The sequence below is a fragment of the Paenibacillus sp. V4I7 genome, assembly GCF_030817275.1.
Classification (GTDB): domain Bacteria; phylum Bacillota; class Bacilli; order Paenibacillales; family NBRC-103111; genus Paenibacillus_E.
Window position 1 is genome coordinate 7,364,458 of record NZ_JAUSZD010000002.1, and the last position, 16,893, is coordinate 7,381,350.

Annotated in this window: 14 protein-coding genes; all 14 read left to right on the forward strand. The window is 48.7% G+C overall.

Features of this window, described 5'->3' with window-relative positions; genetic code table 11:
• Window positions 1–10: 10 nt before the first annotated feature.
• The 14 genes from QFZ80_RS34465 to QFZ80_RS34530 all read left to right on the forward strand — a co-directional run bounded on the left by QFZ80_RS34465 (window position 11) and on the right by QFZ80_RS34530 (window position 16,855).
• Window positions 11–1,051 carry a response regulator transcription factor gene (locus QFZ80_RS34465; RefSeq protein ID WP_307563205.1) on the forward strand — a complete coding sequence of 347 codons (1,041 nt, stop codon included), beginning with the start codon at window positions 11–13 and terminating at the stop codon, window positions 1,049–1,051.
• A complete protein-coding gene (locus QFZ80_RS34470) occupies window positions 1,048–2,895 on the forward strand; it encodes a cache domain-containing sensor histidine kinase (RefSeq protein ID WP_307563207.1) in 1,848 nt (615 codons plus the stop codon). Before QFZ80_RS34465 ends, QFZ80_RS34470 begins: the two co-directional genes overlap by 4 nt.
• A gap of 66 nt (window positions 2,896–2,961) precedes the next feature.
• Window positions 2,962–3,729, forward strand: a complete 768-nt coding sequence (locus tag QFZ80_RS34475) for an SDR family NAD(P)-dependent oxidoreductase (protein WP_307563209.1) — start codon at window positions 2,962–2,964, stop codon at window positions 3,727–3,729.
• Window positions 3,726–5,819: a heparinase II/III domain-containing protein gene (locus tag QFZ80_RS34480; protein WP_307563211.1), complete on the forward strand. Its 2,094-nt coding sequence runs from the start codon at window positions 3,726–3,728 to the stop codon at window positions 5,817–5,819. The genes QFZ80_RS34475 and QFZ80_RS34480 overlap by 4 nt, the downstream gene beginning before the upstream one ends.
• Before the next feature lie 22 nt (window positions 5,820–5,841).
• Window positions 5,842–8,145, forward strand: a complete 2,304-nt coding sequence (locus QFZ80_RS34485; RefSeq protein ID WP_307563213.1) for a DUF4962 domain-containing protein — start codon at window positions 5,842–5,844, stop codon at window positions 8,143–8,145.
• Window positions 8,146–8,579: 434 nt separating this feature from the next.
• Entirely contained in the window at window positions 8,580–9,932 is a 1,353-nt protein-coding gene (locus QFZ80_RS34490) for an extracellular solute-binding protein (RefSeq protein WP_307563215.1), read from the forward strand.
• 94 nt (window positions 9,933–10,026) lie between these two features.
• Complete coding sequence (locus QFZ80_RS34495) at window positions 10,027–10,917, forward strand: carbohydrate ABC transporter permease (RefSeq protein WP_171687942.1); 891 nt, start codon at window positions 10,027–10,029, stop codon at window positions 10,915–10,917.
• A 17-nt stretch (window positions 10,918–10,934) separates the two neighbouring features.
• A complete protein-coding gene (locus QFZ80_RS34500; protein ID WP_307550832.1) occupies window positions 10,935–11,816 on the forward strand; it encodes a carbohydrate ABC transporter permease in 882 nt (293 codons plus the stop codon).
• A gap of 168 nt (window positions 11,817–11,984) precedes the next feature.
• The gene (locus QFZ80_RS34505) at window positions 11,985–13,748 is read left to right on the forward strand and encodes a sensor histidine kinase (protein WP_307563217.1); all 1,764 of its coding nucleotides are present in this window, start codon (window positions 11,985–11,987) and stop codon (window positions 13,746–13,748) included.
• A 3-nt stretch (window positions 13,749–13,751) separates the two neighbouring features.
• Entirely contained in the window at window positions 13,752–14,948 is a 1,197-nt protein-coding gene (locus QFZ80_RS34510) for a response regulator (RefSeq protein ID WP_307563219.1), read from the forward strand.
• Between the two features lie 158 nt (window positions 14,949–15,106).
• A complete protein-coding gene (locus QFZ80_RS34515; RefSeq protein ID WP_307550828.1) occupies window positions 15,107–15,655 on the forward strand; it encodes a C40 family peptidase in 549 nt (182 codons plus the stop codon).
• Window positions 15,656–15,851: 196 nt separating this feature from the next.
• On the forward strand, window positions 15,852–16,253 hold the full coding sequence (locus tag QFZ80_RS34520) for a pyrophosphohydrolase domain-containing protein (protein WP_307550827.1): 402 nt from the start codon (window positions 15,852–15,854) through the stop codon (window positions 16,251–16,253).
• 13 nt (window positions 16,254–16,266) lie between these two features.
• Window positions 16,267–16,479, forward strand: coding sequence for a helix-turn-helix domain-containing protein (locus tag QFZ80_RS34525; RefSeq protein WP_029196808.1), 213 nt, complete (start codon window positions 16,267–16,269; stop codon window positions 16,477–16,479).
• A 175-nt stretch (window positions 16,480–16,654) separates the two neighbouring features.
• On the forward strand, window positions 16,655–16,855 hold the full coding sequence (locus QFZ80_RS34530; protein WP_028555213.1) for a cold-shock protein: 201 nt from the start codon (window positions 16,655–16,657) through the stop codon (window positions 16,853–16,855).
• The last annotated feature ends 38 nt before the right edge of the window (window positions 16,856–16,893 follow it).

Genomic DNA, 16,893 nt, shown 5'->3' on the forward strand with positions numbered 1-16,893 from the left:
AGCATTCCTCATGTACCGCATACTCATTGTCGATGACGAACCGATGATACGCAAAGGCTTACAGAAACTCGTTGAACAATCGGAGCTCCCCATCGAAAGCCTGCGAACGGCTGAGAATGGCGTTGTCGCGCTGCAGCGGATTCAAGAGGAACGACCTGACTTCCTGTTCACCGATATTCGGATGCCTAAGATGGATGGGCTGGAGTTATGTGCCCGTGTTGCAGAAATGGATGCCGACATACAAGTTGTGGTCATTTCCGGCTATGGTGATTTCGAATATGCGCAGAAATGCGTGTCTTACGGGGTGAAAGAGTACTTACTGAAGCCCGTCAACATTAAGGGATTTCAGCACGTGTTAGAGAAGCTAATTCGTAACCAAAGTAAAGTAAGCTCCGAATCCTTCGTTGCTGTAACGAAGTTGGAACAGTGGGTAGGGCGCATGGAGCAAGCCGTGTGGATGCTGCAGCAGGAGGAATTAAATGGCGTCGTAGAGGAAATTCAGGCGGAGCTGAAGGCGAATAAGCTCAAGCTCAACCGGGTTAGCGATATTTTGCAAGAGATCCACACCCTCCTGCACCAAAGGTTAAATGTGAGGGATGTATATTTCATGCAGGGTGAGCTAGATTTAACCGGCGTTGTGAGCGAGGAGGAAGCGTGGCTTCGCTTCACGACTACGGTAAGTGGGTATCTGGATGAGCTTCGAATCAAACGCAAAGGCAAGCTTAAGGACCCTGTTGAGGAAGCCAAGCACTATATAGAGACGCATCTCGCTGAGGAAGTATCCTTAGAAGAGGTGGCTGACTTTATCGGGCTTAATCCTTCTTATTTCAGCCAACTGTTTAAGCAAAGTACGACAGAAACATTCGTGCAGTACCGAACACGCAGACGCATGGAAAAGGCGAAGAAGCTGCTTCAACAGCCACAGTGGCGAATTACAGATATTTCGGGTGAGGTCGGTTACGCCGATCATCCCCATTTTACAAAAACGTTTAAGAAATACGAAGGCTGCCTCCCGTCCGAATATCGACAACAAATGGGTATCCGTTCATGAAAAGAAAGACGTTGTCAGGTCAAATTTATACGTACTTTCTCATTGTGATCGTGCTGTCACTTTTGTCCGTAGGCGCAGTATCTTATTGGCAATCATCACGGGCGTTAGACGACCAAGTGAAGCAGTATATGGAGCAAATGGTCGACAGTGCGAACTATCAGACGGATAGCTATTTGCAGGCTTACGAGCTGCTTAGCAATGCCTTTTCGTCCAACTCTGATGTGCGGGCTTTCATGGAAATCAAACCAGATGATGCGTATGAGTATTATGTGTATTCGGATAAAATCAAGAAATTTGCACTCGCATCTGTGGAGTCTATCGTCACGCTGTATAAGCAGTTAAACATGATTTATGTAGTGGGGCAGCATGGACGTTCAGTCATCTATGAAAACCAAAATCTGTTTAACTTTGATCCCGTGTTGGTGCAAGAGAAGTATGATAATTTGATGAAAATGACGCCTGGTAATGGCAAAATAGCACTGCTTAACATGAGCATACGTCCGGTTGATCAAGGCTCTGTCGTGACAATGGCACGTAAAGTAAGAGGGCCTTCTTACGGAGATGAGAATCGTGGGGTTGTTGCCATTGAGATTAAGCTAGATGAGTTAGCAAAGACTTGGGATCGTGTGAGTCTAGGGAAAAAGGGCTTTTTCTTCATCGTGGACGATGCCGGTAACTACATCTATCCTCGTTCGATGAGCGAGCGGAAGCCTCAAGACGAACTGTCATCGCTCGTTTTGGCGAGTGGCAATCAGACATTCCTTCATAAATACAACGGGGAAGAACGTATGTTTGTATCACGGAAATCCGGCTACTCAGATTGGAACCTTGTCGCATCAATGCCAGTTGAGGAGCTGCGTCGTCCAGCCGATACGATTCGAACAACGACCATCATCGTTGGTCTGGTTACACTGGCTATCGCGCTATGGTTGGCCTACCGTTTCGGCCGGTCTATTATTGCCCCCATACGAGGGCTGAAAGACAGCATGCGGGAAACGGAAAAAGGAAACTGGCAGTACATCGACGAGATTGGCCGAACGGATGAGATCGGGGGGCTTATTCACAGCTACAATCTAATGGTGACGCGTCTTTCCGATATGATCGAGCGGGTGTATGAAGCCGAGCTGGAGCAGCAAAAGAACCAGCTTGAGCTAGGTGAGACGAAGCTTGAACGGCAGCGGGCAGAGTTTCAGTCCTTGCAGCTGCAGATCAATCCGCATTTTTTATATAACACATTGGAAACGATCAATTGTTATGCAATTGTTCAGGATTCCAGTGAAATTACAGAGATGGTAGAAGCGATGGCTTTCATGCTCCGCTACTCGGTGCAGACGAATTTAGAAGAAATTACAGTAGCGAATGAACTGAATCATGTACGCAATTATATGATTGTTTTGCAGCACCGAACGGGAAAAGAGTTTGAAATTGATGTTGCGATCCCGCCAGGGTTGCTGTTGGAGAAGATGGTTCGGTTGACATTACAGCCGCTCATCGAAAATATTTTTCAGCATGCATTCCCGGATGGTGTGGAACCGCATCATTTCATTCGCATCGATGCCCGCAAAGAAGGCGGATTGTTCCAAGTGTTTATCGAAGACAATGGCACAGGCATGAAGCCGGAGAGGCTCGCCGAGCTGCGCACGAAGCTGGAGGAAAACCGTTTGGCGGAGCCGGAAGAGACAGGCGAATCCCAAGGTGGCGGTATTGGACTCATGAACGTCCACCGTCGGATCCAGATGGTGTTCGGCGAGGCCTACGGACTGTCTATAGACAGTGAGTGGGGACGAGGGACCTGTTTGACGATGACAATGCCGGAGACGGTGAGGCCTCGGTTGCGCGGGTGAGGGTGTTTTGTAGCGCTAAGTGGGACAAAGAAAAATTGTATATACACATACATGGGAGGAATTCATATGAATATCGATTTGACGGGGAAAATTGCACTGGTGACAGGATCTAACGCGGGGATTGGACGCGCAATTGCATTAGCTCTGGCTAGCAATGGGGCGAAGGTTGGTGTGAACTGCTTGAATAACGTTACACAAGGGCAAGAAGTTGTAGCAGCCATTCAAGCGGCAGGTGGCGAGGCTGTATTGGTACAGGCGGATGTTACGAATTTGGAGCAAATCGACAGACTCGTTAGCGAAGTTGAGCAAGCTTTGGGTGGGACGATTGATATTCTCGTGAACAATGCAGGCCATCTCGTTCAACGTGTTGCGAATTCCGAAATGTTTGAAGAGATGTATAACCGTATTATGGATGTAAATGTAAAGAGTGCCGTGTTCATGTCCAAAAGAGTGCTTGCCGGCATGAAAGCGAAGGGCTACGGCCGTATCGTGAATATGACGTCGGTTGCTGCGCATAACGGCGGCGGACCTGGTTCCAGCATATATGCAGCAAGTAAAGCAGCTGTACAAACATTCTCCAAGGGATTAGCCAAGGAAGTAGCGGCAAGTGGTATTACTGTGAATAATGTCTCCCCTGGCTTTATCGGCAATACGATGTTCCACGCGACATTCACGACGGAAACAGCACGCCAAGCAACTGTGAATGGCATTCCGCTGCAGCGTGAAGGAACACCAGATGATGTAGCAGGCGCAGTGCTTTACCTTGCTTCCGATCTAGCTGCCTACGTAACGGGTGAAACGATCGAAATTAACGGCGGGATGATGATGCGATGAGTACCGCGCTGAGGCTAGGCGAAAAGCTGGGAAAACTGACTTGGGCAGGCCGTACAGCACATATATTGAAAGAGGAAATTGATAGGCTGCTGCAAGCAGGCAGCCTTTCCATTCCTAAGGATCCTGGGGGTTGGTGGCACCAGTATGTCTGTCCACACCATCATACCGAACTGATGTTCGATACAATGCAGCTGGATGCGTCCGAATTTCTATGTCCGCACGGTTGCAAAATCGAGGGAGAAGTATACCGAGGAGCTTGGCTTGTATTTAAGCACCAGTCCCTTGCACGGGTGGCTTTGCAGTCAGCGGCTGTTTATGCAGCTCTGGGCGAAAAGTCGTACGCGCAGATTAGTAAAAGGCTGCTCGTAGAGTACGCAGAGCAGTTTCCGCTCTACCCCGTGCATCCCGAAGCTCAGAGCTGGATGTTGAAGGGGCGTGCTTTTCACCAGGCACTGACCGAGGCGATCTGGTCCACGACCTTGATTCGCGCTTATTTGTTACTGCGCGATGAGGGGGTTGTTTTCGAGGCGAAGGAGCAGGCGGCGATTGACGCCTTCTTAGGTTTACTCGCGGGGAGTATGGAAGAATATCGGCACATCCTGATTCATGAGCGGAACAATGCGGAGAACAACTACACCGCTTGGCTGAACGCGTCATTATCTTGTGTCTATGCAGCTCGTGGAGAGCAAGCGGAACTGGAAGAGTTAATTGAAGGCCAAGGCGGCTTCAAGCATCACTTATCGATCGGCGTGAAGGCCGATCAGCTGGAGTTCGAGGGAAGCACGTACTACCACGTATTCGTGCTTCGCGCGTACTTAATCTCTGCAGAGATGGCGCGGCGATTCGGTATTGATCTCTACGCCACGACAGGCGCAGACGGCCAATCCATGCGCGGCATGCTCGAGGCCCTGGCCGATCTGGCCGACGACCAGGGCGCGCTGCCGGCCCTGCATGACGGGCCGCTCGCGCGGGACCCCTACGCCCGCGAGATCGCCGAGATCGCGGAGCAGGGGCTCGCGATCTACGGCATCGCCGGGCTAGCGCCGGTCCTGCGCGAAGCGTACCGGCAGCTAGGCGCTGCCGGCGGCGAGCAGCTCGAGGCGCTGCTCTACGGCGCTGGCGAGGCCGCTGACCGCGCGCCTGCCCTAGAGCCGCGTGAGTCGCGGCTCTGGCCGGACGCCGGCTTCATCATCGGCCGCGCAGCCGGGAACCCGCTTTCGTTCCTCGCCGACTTCGGCGAGCACGGCGGGTCCCACGGCCATTACGACAAGCTGCATCTGACCTTGATGCATACGGAGCAAACCCTGACGCCCGATTTCGGGATGGTGCCTTACGGCTCGCCCATGCGGAAATCGTGGTTTGCCGAAACAGCCAGCCACAACACCGTGTCGCTGGATGGCCGATCCCAAGCGCCGCATGAAGGGCGCTGCGTCCGCTATGAAGCTACGGATTCAACCGTCTATACTTGGCTGCAGTCAACAGAAGCCTACGAAGGATGTACGTTGAATCGCCATCTGCTTCTTACTGGCGATTGGCTGCTGGATTGGTTCCAAGTCGAACTCTCAGGAGAAGAGCCGAAGAGCATCGAGTGGTGGATGCATCCTGCTGTTCAAACGCATTCGGAGCAGTCGCTCAGCCGAGATGAAGTTTACAAACTTCTCATTGAACAGAAGGATGCTGCTTCCAATGCCATCACTGTCACTGAGCAAAATCTGCCGATCATCGGCCAGTTCGTGCCTAGCGATTCGATCGAGGCAAGTGGTTCAGCTCAATTGAGCGTATCCTATGCCCTAGGCTCTGATCCTAACGGCTCCGCCGCGACCGTGTTCCATACGGCGCTTGTGCAGCCGGGCGATGAGCTTCTCGCTGTACAGACACCGGGTGACTCCGTTGATCCGAGTCAGTCGCTTACAGCGATGCTTCACCGTCGCAATGACTGCAAGGCTGACTTTATTCATGTGTATCGTGCAGGCAGCCGCGCTGAACTTACTCGCGTTTCCACACAGGAAATCGCCATTTCTATACCGGGACAAACGAACAGCTCAAAACACATTCAATTAATAGCTGATAAAGGCTTGCTTTTAATATAAGAACACCCGGAGGAGAATGGATATGACTTCATTGTCGCCATTATACGAACCGCAGAGCGGCGTTTTAACTGTACAATACGAACCGAATGAGCAGACCGTACTGCTGGAAAACCCACCTCGTTTCACGTGGATTCCTGCACAATTGGAGCATGATCGCTATGTACTGCAAATCTCGCATTCAGAGGCCTTCTCTCAGGCTGACACACAAACGATAAAGCCAATTCCATATAACTTATATACACCGGATGATGCGCTAACCCCAGGCACCTATTTCTGGCGGTACGCCCTTCTCCAGGAAGATGGCTCCCAAACCGTCTGGAGCCTCGTTCGACGCTTCGAGGTGCCAGCCGATCTACCGGAAACACCGCTGCCTAACAGAGAACGCCGATACGCGGAAGCATCTTCCCAGCATCCTAGATTATGGCTGCAGTCGGCTGAGCTTGATGCCTTTCGCAGCGGGCTAGCTGCAGATCCGGTATATTGCGGATTTGACATCTTTTACGAGAAATCCGTTAAGCCTTGGATTGAGCGTGAGCTGATTACAGAGCCGCTGCCATATCCGGGTAATAAACGTGTAGCTAAGCTATGGCGACAAATGTACATGGATACCCAGGAAGCTCTCTATGCGGTTCGCCATCTCGTGGTAGCCGGTACAATTTTGAATGACGAAACGCTGCTAGATCGCGCGAAAACGTGGCTGCTCCATCTGTGCAGCTGGGACGTGAACGGTACAACAAGCCGCGACTACAACGACGAAGCCTCCTTCCGTATGGCTGGAGCAATCGCATGGGGTTATGATTGGCTTTATGCTCGGTTAACAGAGGATGAGCGTAAGCAGGTGCGGCAAGTCCTGCTCGCCCGTACGCGTCAAATCGCCCAGCATGTTATTGAGCATTCCAAGATTCATCACGTGCCGTTCGACAGCCATGCGGTGCGTTCGTTATCCAGTGTATTGGTCCCGTGCTGCATCGCGCTCTTGAATGAGGAGCCGGAAGTTCGTGAATGGCTTGATTATACCCTTGAATACTATGCGTGCTTATATTCGCCTTGGGGCGGACCGGATGGAGGCTGGGCGGAAGGTCCGATGTATTGGACGACCGGGATGGCCTTTGTCACGGAAGCGATGAATTTGCTGAAGAAATATACAGGCATTAATTTTTATCAAAGACCGTTTTTCACGAAAACAGGCGATTTCCCGCTTTACGCATTCAGCCCGGATACCCTTCGCGCAAGCTTCGGTGACCAATCGACACTTGGCGATCCGGTTAGCTTGAAAACTGGCTTTAACATCCGTCAGTTCGCCGGTGTGACTGGTAACGGTCTGTACCAGTGGTATTTTGAGCGGGTACGTGAAACGGATACCGATTCGGAAATGAAATTTTACAACTATGGTTGGTGGGATTTCCGATTCGACGAAATGGTCTACCGTCATGATTATCCGCAAGTGGAAGCTATCGCCCCAACAGATGCGAATATCGAGCCGGTCAAATGGTTCCGCGACATCGGCTGGGTGGCGTTTCACTCGCAAATGGCCGATCCGGAGCGCCATATCATGCTGCTGACGAAGAGCAGCAAATACGGCTCCGTCAGCCATAGTCATGGCGACCAGAATGGCTTCCTGCTGCATGCTTACGGGGAACCGCTTGCCATTGAAAGCGGTTATTACGTGGCATTCAGCAGCACAATGCATATGAACTGGCGCAGACAGACGCATTCGACGAACAATATTTTGATTGACGGTTTGGGTCAATATGCCGAGAAGAATAAAGTGCTGAACATGGCGGCTAATGGGTTTGTTGAAGTTGCCGAGCAGCGCAAAGGCTACGGTTATTCCCGTAGTAACGCAACAGCAGCATATAAGGAGTACGTTCCGTATTTGGAGCGTTACGTACGCGAGCTATACTTCTTCGGCACGTACGTTGTTGTCGTCGACCATATCGACCTGTCGCAGACAGGCTCTATTGACTGGCTGTTCCAGACCCTGTATGAAATGAAGATGAACGGACAGACTTTCAAAGTCCAAGGCCGCAAGGCGGATATGGACGGCCGTTTCGTCTATTGTTCATCTGGTGAGTTGGAGCTGACACAGCATCAAGGCTTTTCGGATGTGGATCCAGCCGAAATCGAGGGACTGCCGCTGCACTGGCATCTGAAGGCAACGACGAAGTCGGCACGCAGCCACCGCATCGCGACACTCCTCGTGCCGATCAAGCACGGCGAGCCGAAATACGTGTCCTATTTCATGGATGATCAAGGCTTCGACACACATATTTATTTCACTGAAGATGGTGTAACGAACAGAGTCGAGGTACCGAAGGCTTACTAGTTTTTATAAGCTGCACTCATCATTTATCTTTAAAGATCGACCTCTTATTCGCTGAACTAGCGTGAGAGGTTGATCTTTTTGCCGTATTGGAAGCTATTTGTTTTTTATATAGAAAATAGCTCTGAGAGTATGAATAAGTGTCTATCGGCCAGAAGGGAGGATTATTTTGTTTTTTGCAAGGAAGCGGATAAGGGAGAGGTTAGTCGGGTATAGGTATGGGTCCGTCATTCCATCGCCACTCGCACTTGTCACTCCTATCCAACATTCACTGTATCACCCACCCCCACCACTCCTCATACCAAACATCCACACCCATTCCAACATAAACCTATAAAAATCAAACATCATACCTATAGTTCCCACATTGTAAGGGTTACCATATTCGAGCGATAATAAGGACATCAAGAACAACCAACAAACGAGGGGGATTCACATTGGTAACTAAATACAAAGCATTAAGCGTCGTTGCAGCTAGCTTCCTAGCTATCAGCTTAACAGCTTGCGGTGCGGGTGGAAGCACGAGCGGCAGCACAACAGATACGAAAACAAGCGCGGCTCCGACAGCGACAGCACCAGCTAAAAAGCAGGAGAACATTACGATCACGTTCCAAAATATATATCCGGATCCAACCGATCCAAAGAACGGCATGTTGAAGAAAATCGTTAACGATTTTCAAACGAAAAATCCGAACATCAAGATCGAGCTTGACTCCCTGAACACAGATCAACAAAAGCTGAAGCTCAAAACACAAGCGGCTTCCAAAGAAGTGCCTGATATCACAATCGTGAACCCGTCCGCTCAAATGAAACCTTTCGTTGATGCAGGCCTGTTCGCACCGTTGAACGACATGGTTGAGCAAAACGGACTTAAAGCGACGTTCCAAGAAGGCATCCTGAACTGGTACACATTCAACAACAACATCTACGCTTTGCCTGATGGCAACAACATCGGTCTCGTTTATTACAACAAAGACTTGTTCAAACAAGCTGGCGTTGAAGTGCCGAAGACTTTCGAAGAAATGGTTGCAGCTGTAAAAACACTGAAGGGCAAAGGCATTCAGCCAATGGCTATCGGTGAAAAAGATTCCTGGACGGGTTCCTTCTTGTTCATGAACGTATTGCTTCGCACAAATGGCGGCCCAGGCTTCCTGCAAGCCGTTGTTGATGGCAAAAAGACGTTTGCTGATCCGGCATTTACAGATGCTGTAAGCAGCTTCCAAGACTTGGTTCAAGCTGGCGCGTTCCAAGAAGGCGCAACTTCTTTTGACTACAATGCGGGTGAAAATTTGTTCAAAACAGGCAAAGCTGCTATGTACTACATGGGCAGTTGGGCAACTGGCGGAATCGAAACATCTTCCGTTAATGGTAAAGTTGGCGTGTTCAAATTCCCAACTGTTAAAGGTAAAGGGAACCCAGACGAGTTCATGCTTGCTCCAGGAAGCGCGTTCGCCGTATCTGCAAACAGCAAACATTTGAAAGAAACCAAAGATTTCTTGAACTACTTCATGCTGAACTTCCCTAAAGAAGCTTTCGCTGTAAAAGGCGCTGTAGGTATCGCACAAAAAGTAGACGGCGACTTTAAAGCCGCTGGTTATTCCGATATGGCGATGGAAGTGCTTGGTTTGTTCAAACAAGTGAAAGGCGGCGACCTTGCGTTCGACAATACGATGAACCCAGGAACAGCTCAAGGACACTTAACAAGCATCCAAAACCTTTTCGTACAGAAGAAAGATCCTGCTGAAGTGGGCAAAGAGCACCAAACCGCTTACGAAACGAATAAAAAATAAGATGAATTAGCAGCCGAATCGGAATTTATCTTGAGCGCCGCAAAGGGCTGAAGGTAAATTCCGATTGGTATATGCCAGGAAGGAGGCGAGCCAAGTGAATGTGTTAAGAGTCTCCAAGTGGACGATTGCCATGTTTGTACTACCGTGTTTACTGATCTATGTTAGTCTCGTTTTCGTCCCGATTCTCGTGTCTCTTTACAGTGGATTGCTGGATTGGAACGGAATTGGCGAGTCGACATTCGTCGGTCTCAAAAATTTTCAAACGCTGCTTTTCGCAGATCCTGTATTCTGGCCCTCTGTTCGCCGTACATTGATGTTTGCTGTGTTTTCCATGGCTGAAATTCCGGTCGCTTTAGGTGTAGCTATTCTCTTGAACCGATTTATCAAAAAACCGAATTTTCTCGTTTCGAGTTACTTTTTACCTGTTATTTTATCCGTCGTCATCATCGGTCAATTGTGGAAAACGATCTATAACCCCGCTGCGATGGGGGGCATGCTCAATCAAGTGCTCGACATGTTGAATTTACATGGTTGGACGAGATCGTGGCTGACAGATCCTAAGATTGCGATGTATTCTCTCTATTTTGTAGCCCTATGGCAGTACTTAGGTTACCATACGCTGATCCAGTTTACCGGTATTCAGAACATCCCTGCTGATATTTATGAAGCAGCCCGGATTGACGGAGCCGAGGGGCTTAAAGCCGACTGGCATATTACTTTCCCTATGAATATTCCGATTTTTAAAATATCGATCGTCCTCGCCTTCATCGGCTCGCTGCAAGCTTTCGACATGGTCATGGTCATGACCGCAGGGGGACCAGCACACGCGACAGACGTGATTTCCACGCATATGTACAACATGTCCTTCCTCTCCATGAAATATGGGTATGGAAGCGCGATTGCGGCTTTCTTGGTTGGCATGTGTTTGATCGCAACGGTTATTATTAATGCGGTATTCAACCGACTAGAGAGAAGATTTTCATGAAGGAGGGGAGTGTTACCATGCAGACCGCACGGGAAATAGCTTCGGCTAAGCCTGCAACCATTCGGAGACGCAAACGCCTCTCTATCGTCAAAATCATCGTGATCGCCTTTCTTTCCCTACTCGTGGTTACGCAAGTATATCCGCTGCTTTGGCTGGCCATTTATTCATTAAAAAGCAATGAAGAAATCCTGTCGGGCCAATTTTTTGCTCTCCCTCATACGCTTCAATGGAAGAATTTCACGGATGCGATCAAGGCGGGGCACTATTTTCAATATTTGAAAAACAGCCTATTCGTCACTTCGGTTACGATGGTGAGCGTCCTGCTGCTCAGTTCGCTGGCTTCGTTCGCGATCTCCCGTTTCCGCTGGAAATATGGTCAGCTCGTGATGGTCATTTTCCTCATCGGGATGATGGTGCCGCTGCAGGCAACGTTATTGCCGCTCATGATTATTTTCAAAAATCTACATGCACTGAACACGCATATATCGATCATTCTTCCATATATAGCGTTCCAGACGCCGATTGCGGTCTTTATCCTCAGTGGATTTATGAAATCCATTCCGAGTGAGATTGAGGAATCCGCGGTTATGGATGGCGCGGGGGTTTTCCGGATTTTCCGCAGTATCATCTTACCGATTTCGGTTCCTCCAATGATGACAGTCTGTATTTTAACTTTCATTAGTATTTGGAACGAGTACATTCTCGCGGCGACTTTCATCTCGTCCGAGCGGCTGAAGACGCTGCCTTTCGGGGTGAACAGCTTCGTCAGTCAATATTCGGTTAACTACGGAGCAATCGGTGCCTTCCTTGTACTGGGCGCGCTGCCGGTCATTCTCATCTATTTCTTGTTAGCTGATAAAATTACAAAAGGTATGGTAGCGGGAGCGGTGAAGGGTTAATTCACCCCTCTCTTTTTGCTGTTTCTTAGGATGCCTATGATAAAATAGGAAATAGCGTATAGCGAAAGGGGATCGACAACCAAGTGACACGAGGCTTACACTCCATTCATAACCGGCTATTTCTTCTCTTTATCTCCTGCATGTTAGTTCTCGTTCCTCTTGGGAAGCGTGCTTTATTATAAGAAGACGACGGATATCATCCATAGTAAAATTAGTGATTTGGCGGAGAAAAATATTTCTCAAACGGTAGGTTTATTTGATTTGCTGCTGCAAGGCTATGACAGTATTACGAAATCACTGAACAGCAATTTTGAGCTGCTCAGATTAATCCAAGATCGCGATACTAATAAGGATGAAGCTATTAGCATTATTAATGAGCGCACGATTACCAATATCTTAGGGGCTATCTATTACTCACGCGATGATATTGTCGGAATTCATGTGATTACGAATGCCGGCAAAAACTATAACTACGAACGAGGATTCCATAGTGTTATGGACACGAACTATCCATCCTCGGTGTGGTACCGGAAGCTGCAGGATTCATCCGGAGAGATGGTTTGGCTTGGGCTATTCCAAGGCTCTGTCATCAATCAGTTTCAGAAGGATCCGTTATTCATATTTGGGCGCAAGCTGTATGATTTAACAGACCACCGAGTGATAGGCGTTATGCTCATTGAAACGAATCCGCGTCCGATTCTAGATGCACTTTCGAATGTGACCATCAGTCCGAACAGCCTCGTGTATATTGTTGATCGCGAGAATCGGATGATCGCTTCTACCGCGGAAGAGCAGGTCATTCCGCCTTCTTTCAGCGGGCTTCCGCGTCCTCAATCCAATGAGATCATCGTTGATGATCGGACGGATCAACTGATCGTCGCCGCGAAGGCGAAGATGTCGGATTGGACGGTCATCGGCTTAACCCCCAAAGGGGATATTAACGCTGAGGTCGTGAAAACAAGAGAGTATTTGTATGTGGTTATTGTTGTACTCGTTATTTTGTCGACCGCTTTGGCAAGTCTCATTTCCCGCAACATTGCATCACCGCTCAAGCTTCTCATCCGCGAGATGAAGCAAGTAGAAATGGGGAATTTCAAAGGCTCTGTGACGGTGAAGTCGTTTGAGGAAATTAATTCGTTGGTTTCATCGTTTAATCGAATGGTGAACCGGATGGAGGAGCTTATTGAGCGCATTACACTCTCTTCCATGAGTGAGAAGAATGCGGAGCTGCAGGCGCTTCAATCGCAGGTTAATCCTCATTTCCTCTACAACACCTTGGATATGATTTATTGGATGTTGGATGAGCGGGAGAACGATCGATTAGGCAAGGTAATCTTGGCCCTGTCCCATATGTTTCGATACAGCAGCGACTGGCAGGAAGCGTCTAAGACGACGCTGCGGCAGGAGCTGGATCAAATGCGGCATTACATCACGATTATTGAGAGCCGTTTAGAGGGTAGGGTTAGCACAGACATACAAATTGATCCCGATTATCTGGATGTCATCCTCCCGAAAATGACCTTGCAGCCGATCATCGAGAACGCCGTTAAATATGGGCTGGAGCCTTCCCGTGAGCCGGGTAATCTCCATGTATTTACGGAGGTCCATGAGCAAGAGCTTCATATCATTATTAATGATAACGGGGTCGGTATGCCGGAGAGCACCTTAGAGGAAATGCAGGAGCTGCTGCGCGCGGATACAACGGAGGTAAGCGGTGTGGTTACTTCGATGAAAATGGAGCAGTCTATAGCGCCAAACTCCGGCCAAGCGGCAAGTCCTTCTGTGAAAACAAGACGGGGCATTGGACTTACCAATGTTCACCGCCGCATAGCATTAATGTTCGGAGATGCCTACGGGCTCCGTATTCATAGTAAACAAGGGGAAGGAACAACGGTCATCATCGCGATGCCGCTTCCTCGGAAAGGAATGTAAAACATGGACATTCTCATCGTAGATGATGAAACAGTCATACGAGAGGGCATTCAGCGTACGCTGCAGAACCGTTTCCCCGAGCATAAGGTTCATCTGGCTGCGAATGCGGAGCAAGCCGTCACGCTGCTGCGCAGCCATCAGATTCATATCGTTCTCACGGACATTCTGATGCCGGGCATGACCGGTCTAGAACTCATGAATATGTCTCGGAGCCGGCATCCCCATGTGAAATGGGTTGTCATTTCGGCCTATTCGGAGTTTGCTTACGCTCAGGAGGCAGTGCGGCTAGGGGCGAAGGACTATTTGCTTAAGCCGATCGGCAAAGAGGTTTTGATTGATATGATCAGCAAGCTTAGTGAAGAAGTTACGCGTGATACGGAGCTGATCGAAGAGGCTGAACTGCTGAAGACCAACCGCAAATACTTGCAGGAAGCCGTCTTCCAGCGCTGGGCACAAGGCTTGGACACGGGGCGCATCGATATGGGACCCTTCATGGAGCAGCACCCTTATTTTCATCTTATTATGGTTAAAATGGAGACGGATAAGCCTGTCTTCCTCGAAAATTTCATTATCGAGAACGTCCTGCTTGAGCTTATCGAGCGCTACGGCAAGGGCTTCGTGACGGTGCACGACAGCAAGAGCCTGCTAGGACTTGTTACGCTGCCGGAAGGTGGCAGCATGACCCTGTTGGTGGATGAGCTGCGCAGCCATCTCGTGAAGTACCTGAAGGTGCCCTTCCAGATGATGAGCTCTGAGCTGATCGACTGCTTCCAGGCGGTGCCGGCAGAAGTACAGCGCATGAGGCAAGCGTCTACGACGCAGGTCTACGAGCACCATGCCAGCGGCAGCGATCGCTCTATAGAAGTTGCCCTGCAATATATCCGCACGCACTACCATGCCGATCTATCGCTAGAGAAGGTCGCTTCGATCGTTTACTTAAACTCTGTCTACTTTAGTCAGCTTTTTAAGCAGAAGACGGGTCAAGGCTTCAAGGAGTACGTTATTCACCTGCGTTTGGAGCAAGCGAAACAGCTGCTGATGAATCCCAAACTCAAGCTTGCTGACGTGGCCGAACGTATCGGGTATCATGATATGCGCCACTTCTCGCAAGTTTTCCGCAAAAAGTACGGCGTAACCCCTTCGGAATATCGTCAGGAGAATTCGGGAGATAAACCAGACAAATATGTGTCAAGGGAATGATTTTCATCAAATTCTCATCAAATTCTCAGAAATGGTAATAAAGCTAGGCGGTTAGCGACTTTCTCTTTTTTGTGGTAAATATTAGGCGGGTAATCTTGTGCTATGGTTGTAGCACAGGTCATACCTAATATTCACGATCAAGAAGGAGGAAATCAATCATGATTTTCATAGATAAGAACCGCCTTAGTAAATCGTTAGTAGGGATAAGCCTTAGTCTTTCCTTGTTGACCGCGGGAGGCGTACTGTGGAGCCCGCAAGCTGCCCATGCTGCTGTTGAAGCAGGCAGCACTATAGATGCGCTTGACGTTACAAGCACAGCGATAAGTGCGTCGCGAGCAGATAGCATTGTCCGTACAGCCAAGTCCTATGTAGGCAGAGTGAAATATCGTTTCGGTGTCCGAGACATTCAACGTTTAAGGTTAGACTGTTCCTCGTTCACACAGCTTGTTTTCAAAAAGAATGGCATCACGATTCCTTGGGGATCCGATGATCAAGCAAAGCTAGGAACGCCTATTAAAAAGAAAGCAAACTTGCGTAAGGGTGATTTAGTCATGTTCAGCACGACGAAACCCGGCCGCATTAATCATGTCGGTATTTATGTTGGCAATGGTAAATTCATTAGCAACACGCCAAGCTCTGGTGTAGTTATTCTTGATTTAAACCAAAGCTACTGGAAAGATAGATTCATTACAGGCCGTCGTTTATAAAAATGGACAAGCCTGCTTAAGCGCGAAATCCGCGCTTAAGCCTCAATCTACCTCCTCAAGCCCTCACTCGATCTCCTATCATGGTGAAGTACTTACCACCATCGAAGGAGAATCGAGTTAGGGCTTTTTGTTGACCGAGGGTACTTTTAAATGGTATATAAAAGAAAACCGTTTGCAAGGGAGCAGAAGAAACGAAATGACCTTAAAAAAAGCATTTGATGATGTTAAAAAGTTTCATGAGACGTTTGAGCATCCCGTAGGCACATCTCCAAAGCGCCTTTCCGAAAGCCGCAAAGCGGCTCGTCTAGCTTGGATGGAGGAGGAACTCCAGGAGTTTAAAGAAGCAGCCACACTGGAAGACGAAGTGGATGCGATGATCGATGAGTTATATTTTGTCCTTGGTACATTGGTTGAAATGGGTGTAGAGCCTGGACCGATTTTTGATATTGTTCAGCATGCAAATATGTCCAAGGTATGGCCCGATGGACAAGTTCATAAAAATGAGACCGGCAAGACCATCAAGCCCCCCCATTGGCAGGACCCATTCGACAAAATTAAAGCCGAAATTCGCAGGCAGCAAGGCAACCAAAATGGCTGAGGAGGGCGCAACAGTGGCGTTTCATACGAAATTAAAAGAGCTCAGACAGCAGCAAAATCTAACTCTCCGTAAGCTTGGTGAGAAGGCTGGAATCAGCTATTCCATCCTTAATTCTATCGAAAATGGTCGAATCGAGCCGTCGAAAGATGTCGCATTAGCACTTGCTATTGCCTTGAAAATAGAGGACAGGGAAGAGTTCTTATCTTTAGCAAGAAATCCCTTCTAGGGACAATTGCATTACATGATATTGTGTGGTAAAGTAATGTTAAGTCTTAAAGATTCACCCTGAATTGCGTATTGCAAAGGGTTATCATTAAGTTAATGAAACCTTTTCCAATGTGTAATTTTTTTGTTCGAAACAAGAAAAAAGACATGTTAATAAAACTTTGGAGGTATTACCCATGGCAGTAGGAACAGTAAAATGGTTTAACGCAGAAAAAGGATTTGGCTTTATCGAAGTTGAAGGCGGCAACGATGTATTCGTACATTTCTCCGCAATCACTGGCGAAGGTTTCAAATCTTTGGACGAAGGCCAACGCGTTGAGTTCAACGTAGTTCAAGGCAACCGCGGACCACAAGCTGAGAACGTTGTAAAACTGTAAGCTTAGCTTGCACAAATAGCATTCTCGAAGAACGGCCT

Bases quoted from the DNA above. Each gene is read 5' to 3' on its own strand.
- QFZ80_RS34470 (WP_307563207.1), top strand. From the start codon at position 1,048: ATGAAAAGAAAGACGTTGTCAGGTCAAATTTATACGTACTTTCTCATT.
- QFZ80_RS34480 (WP_307563211.1), top strand. From the start codon at position 3,726: ATGAGTACCGCGCTGAGGCTAGGCGAAAAGCTGGGAAAACTGACTTGG.
- QFZ80_RS34520 (WP_307550827.1), top strand. From the start codon at position 15,852: ATGACCTTAAAAAAAGCATTTGATGATGTTAAAAAGTTTCATGAGACG.
- QFZ80_RS34515 (WP_307550828.1), top strand. From the start codon at position 15,107: ATGATTTTCATAGATAAGAACCGCCTTAGTAAATCGTTAGTAGGGATA.
- QFZ80_RS34475 (WP_307563209.1), top strand. From the start codon at position 2,962: ATGAATATCGATTTGACGGGGAAAATTGCACTGGTGACAGGATCTAAC.
- QFZ80_RS34485 (WP_307563213.1), top strand. From the start codon at position 5,842: ATGACTTCATTGTCGCCATTATACGAACCGCAGAGCGGCGTTTTAACT.
- QFZ80_RS34465 (WP_307563205.1), top strand. From the start codon at position 11: ATGTACCGCATACTCATTGTCGATGACGAACCGATGATACGCAAAGGC.
- QFZ80_RS34500 (WP_307550832.1), top strand. From the start codon at position 10,935: ATGCAGACCGCACGGGAAATAGCTTCGGCTAAGCCTGCAACCATTCGG.
- QFZ80_RS34510 (WP_307563219.1), top strand. From the start codon at position 13,752: ATGGACATTCTCATCGTAGATGATGAAACAGTCATACGAGAGGGCATT.
- QFZ80_RS34530 (WP_028555213.1), top strand. From the start codon at position 16,655: ATGGCAGTAGGAACAGTAAAATGGTTTAACGCAGAAAAAGGATTTGGC.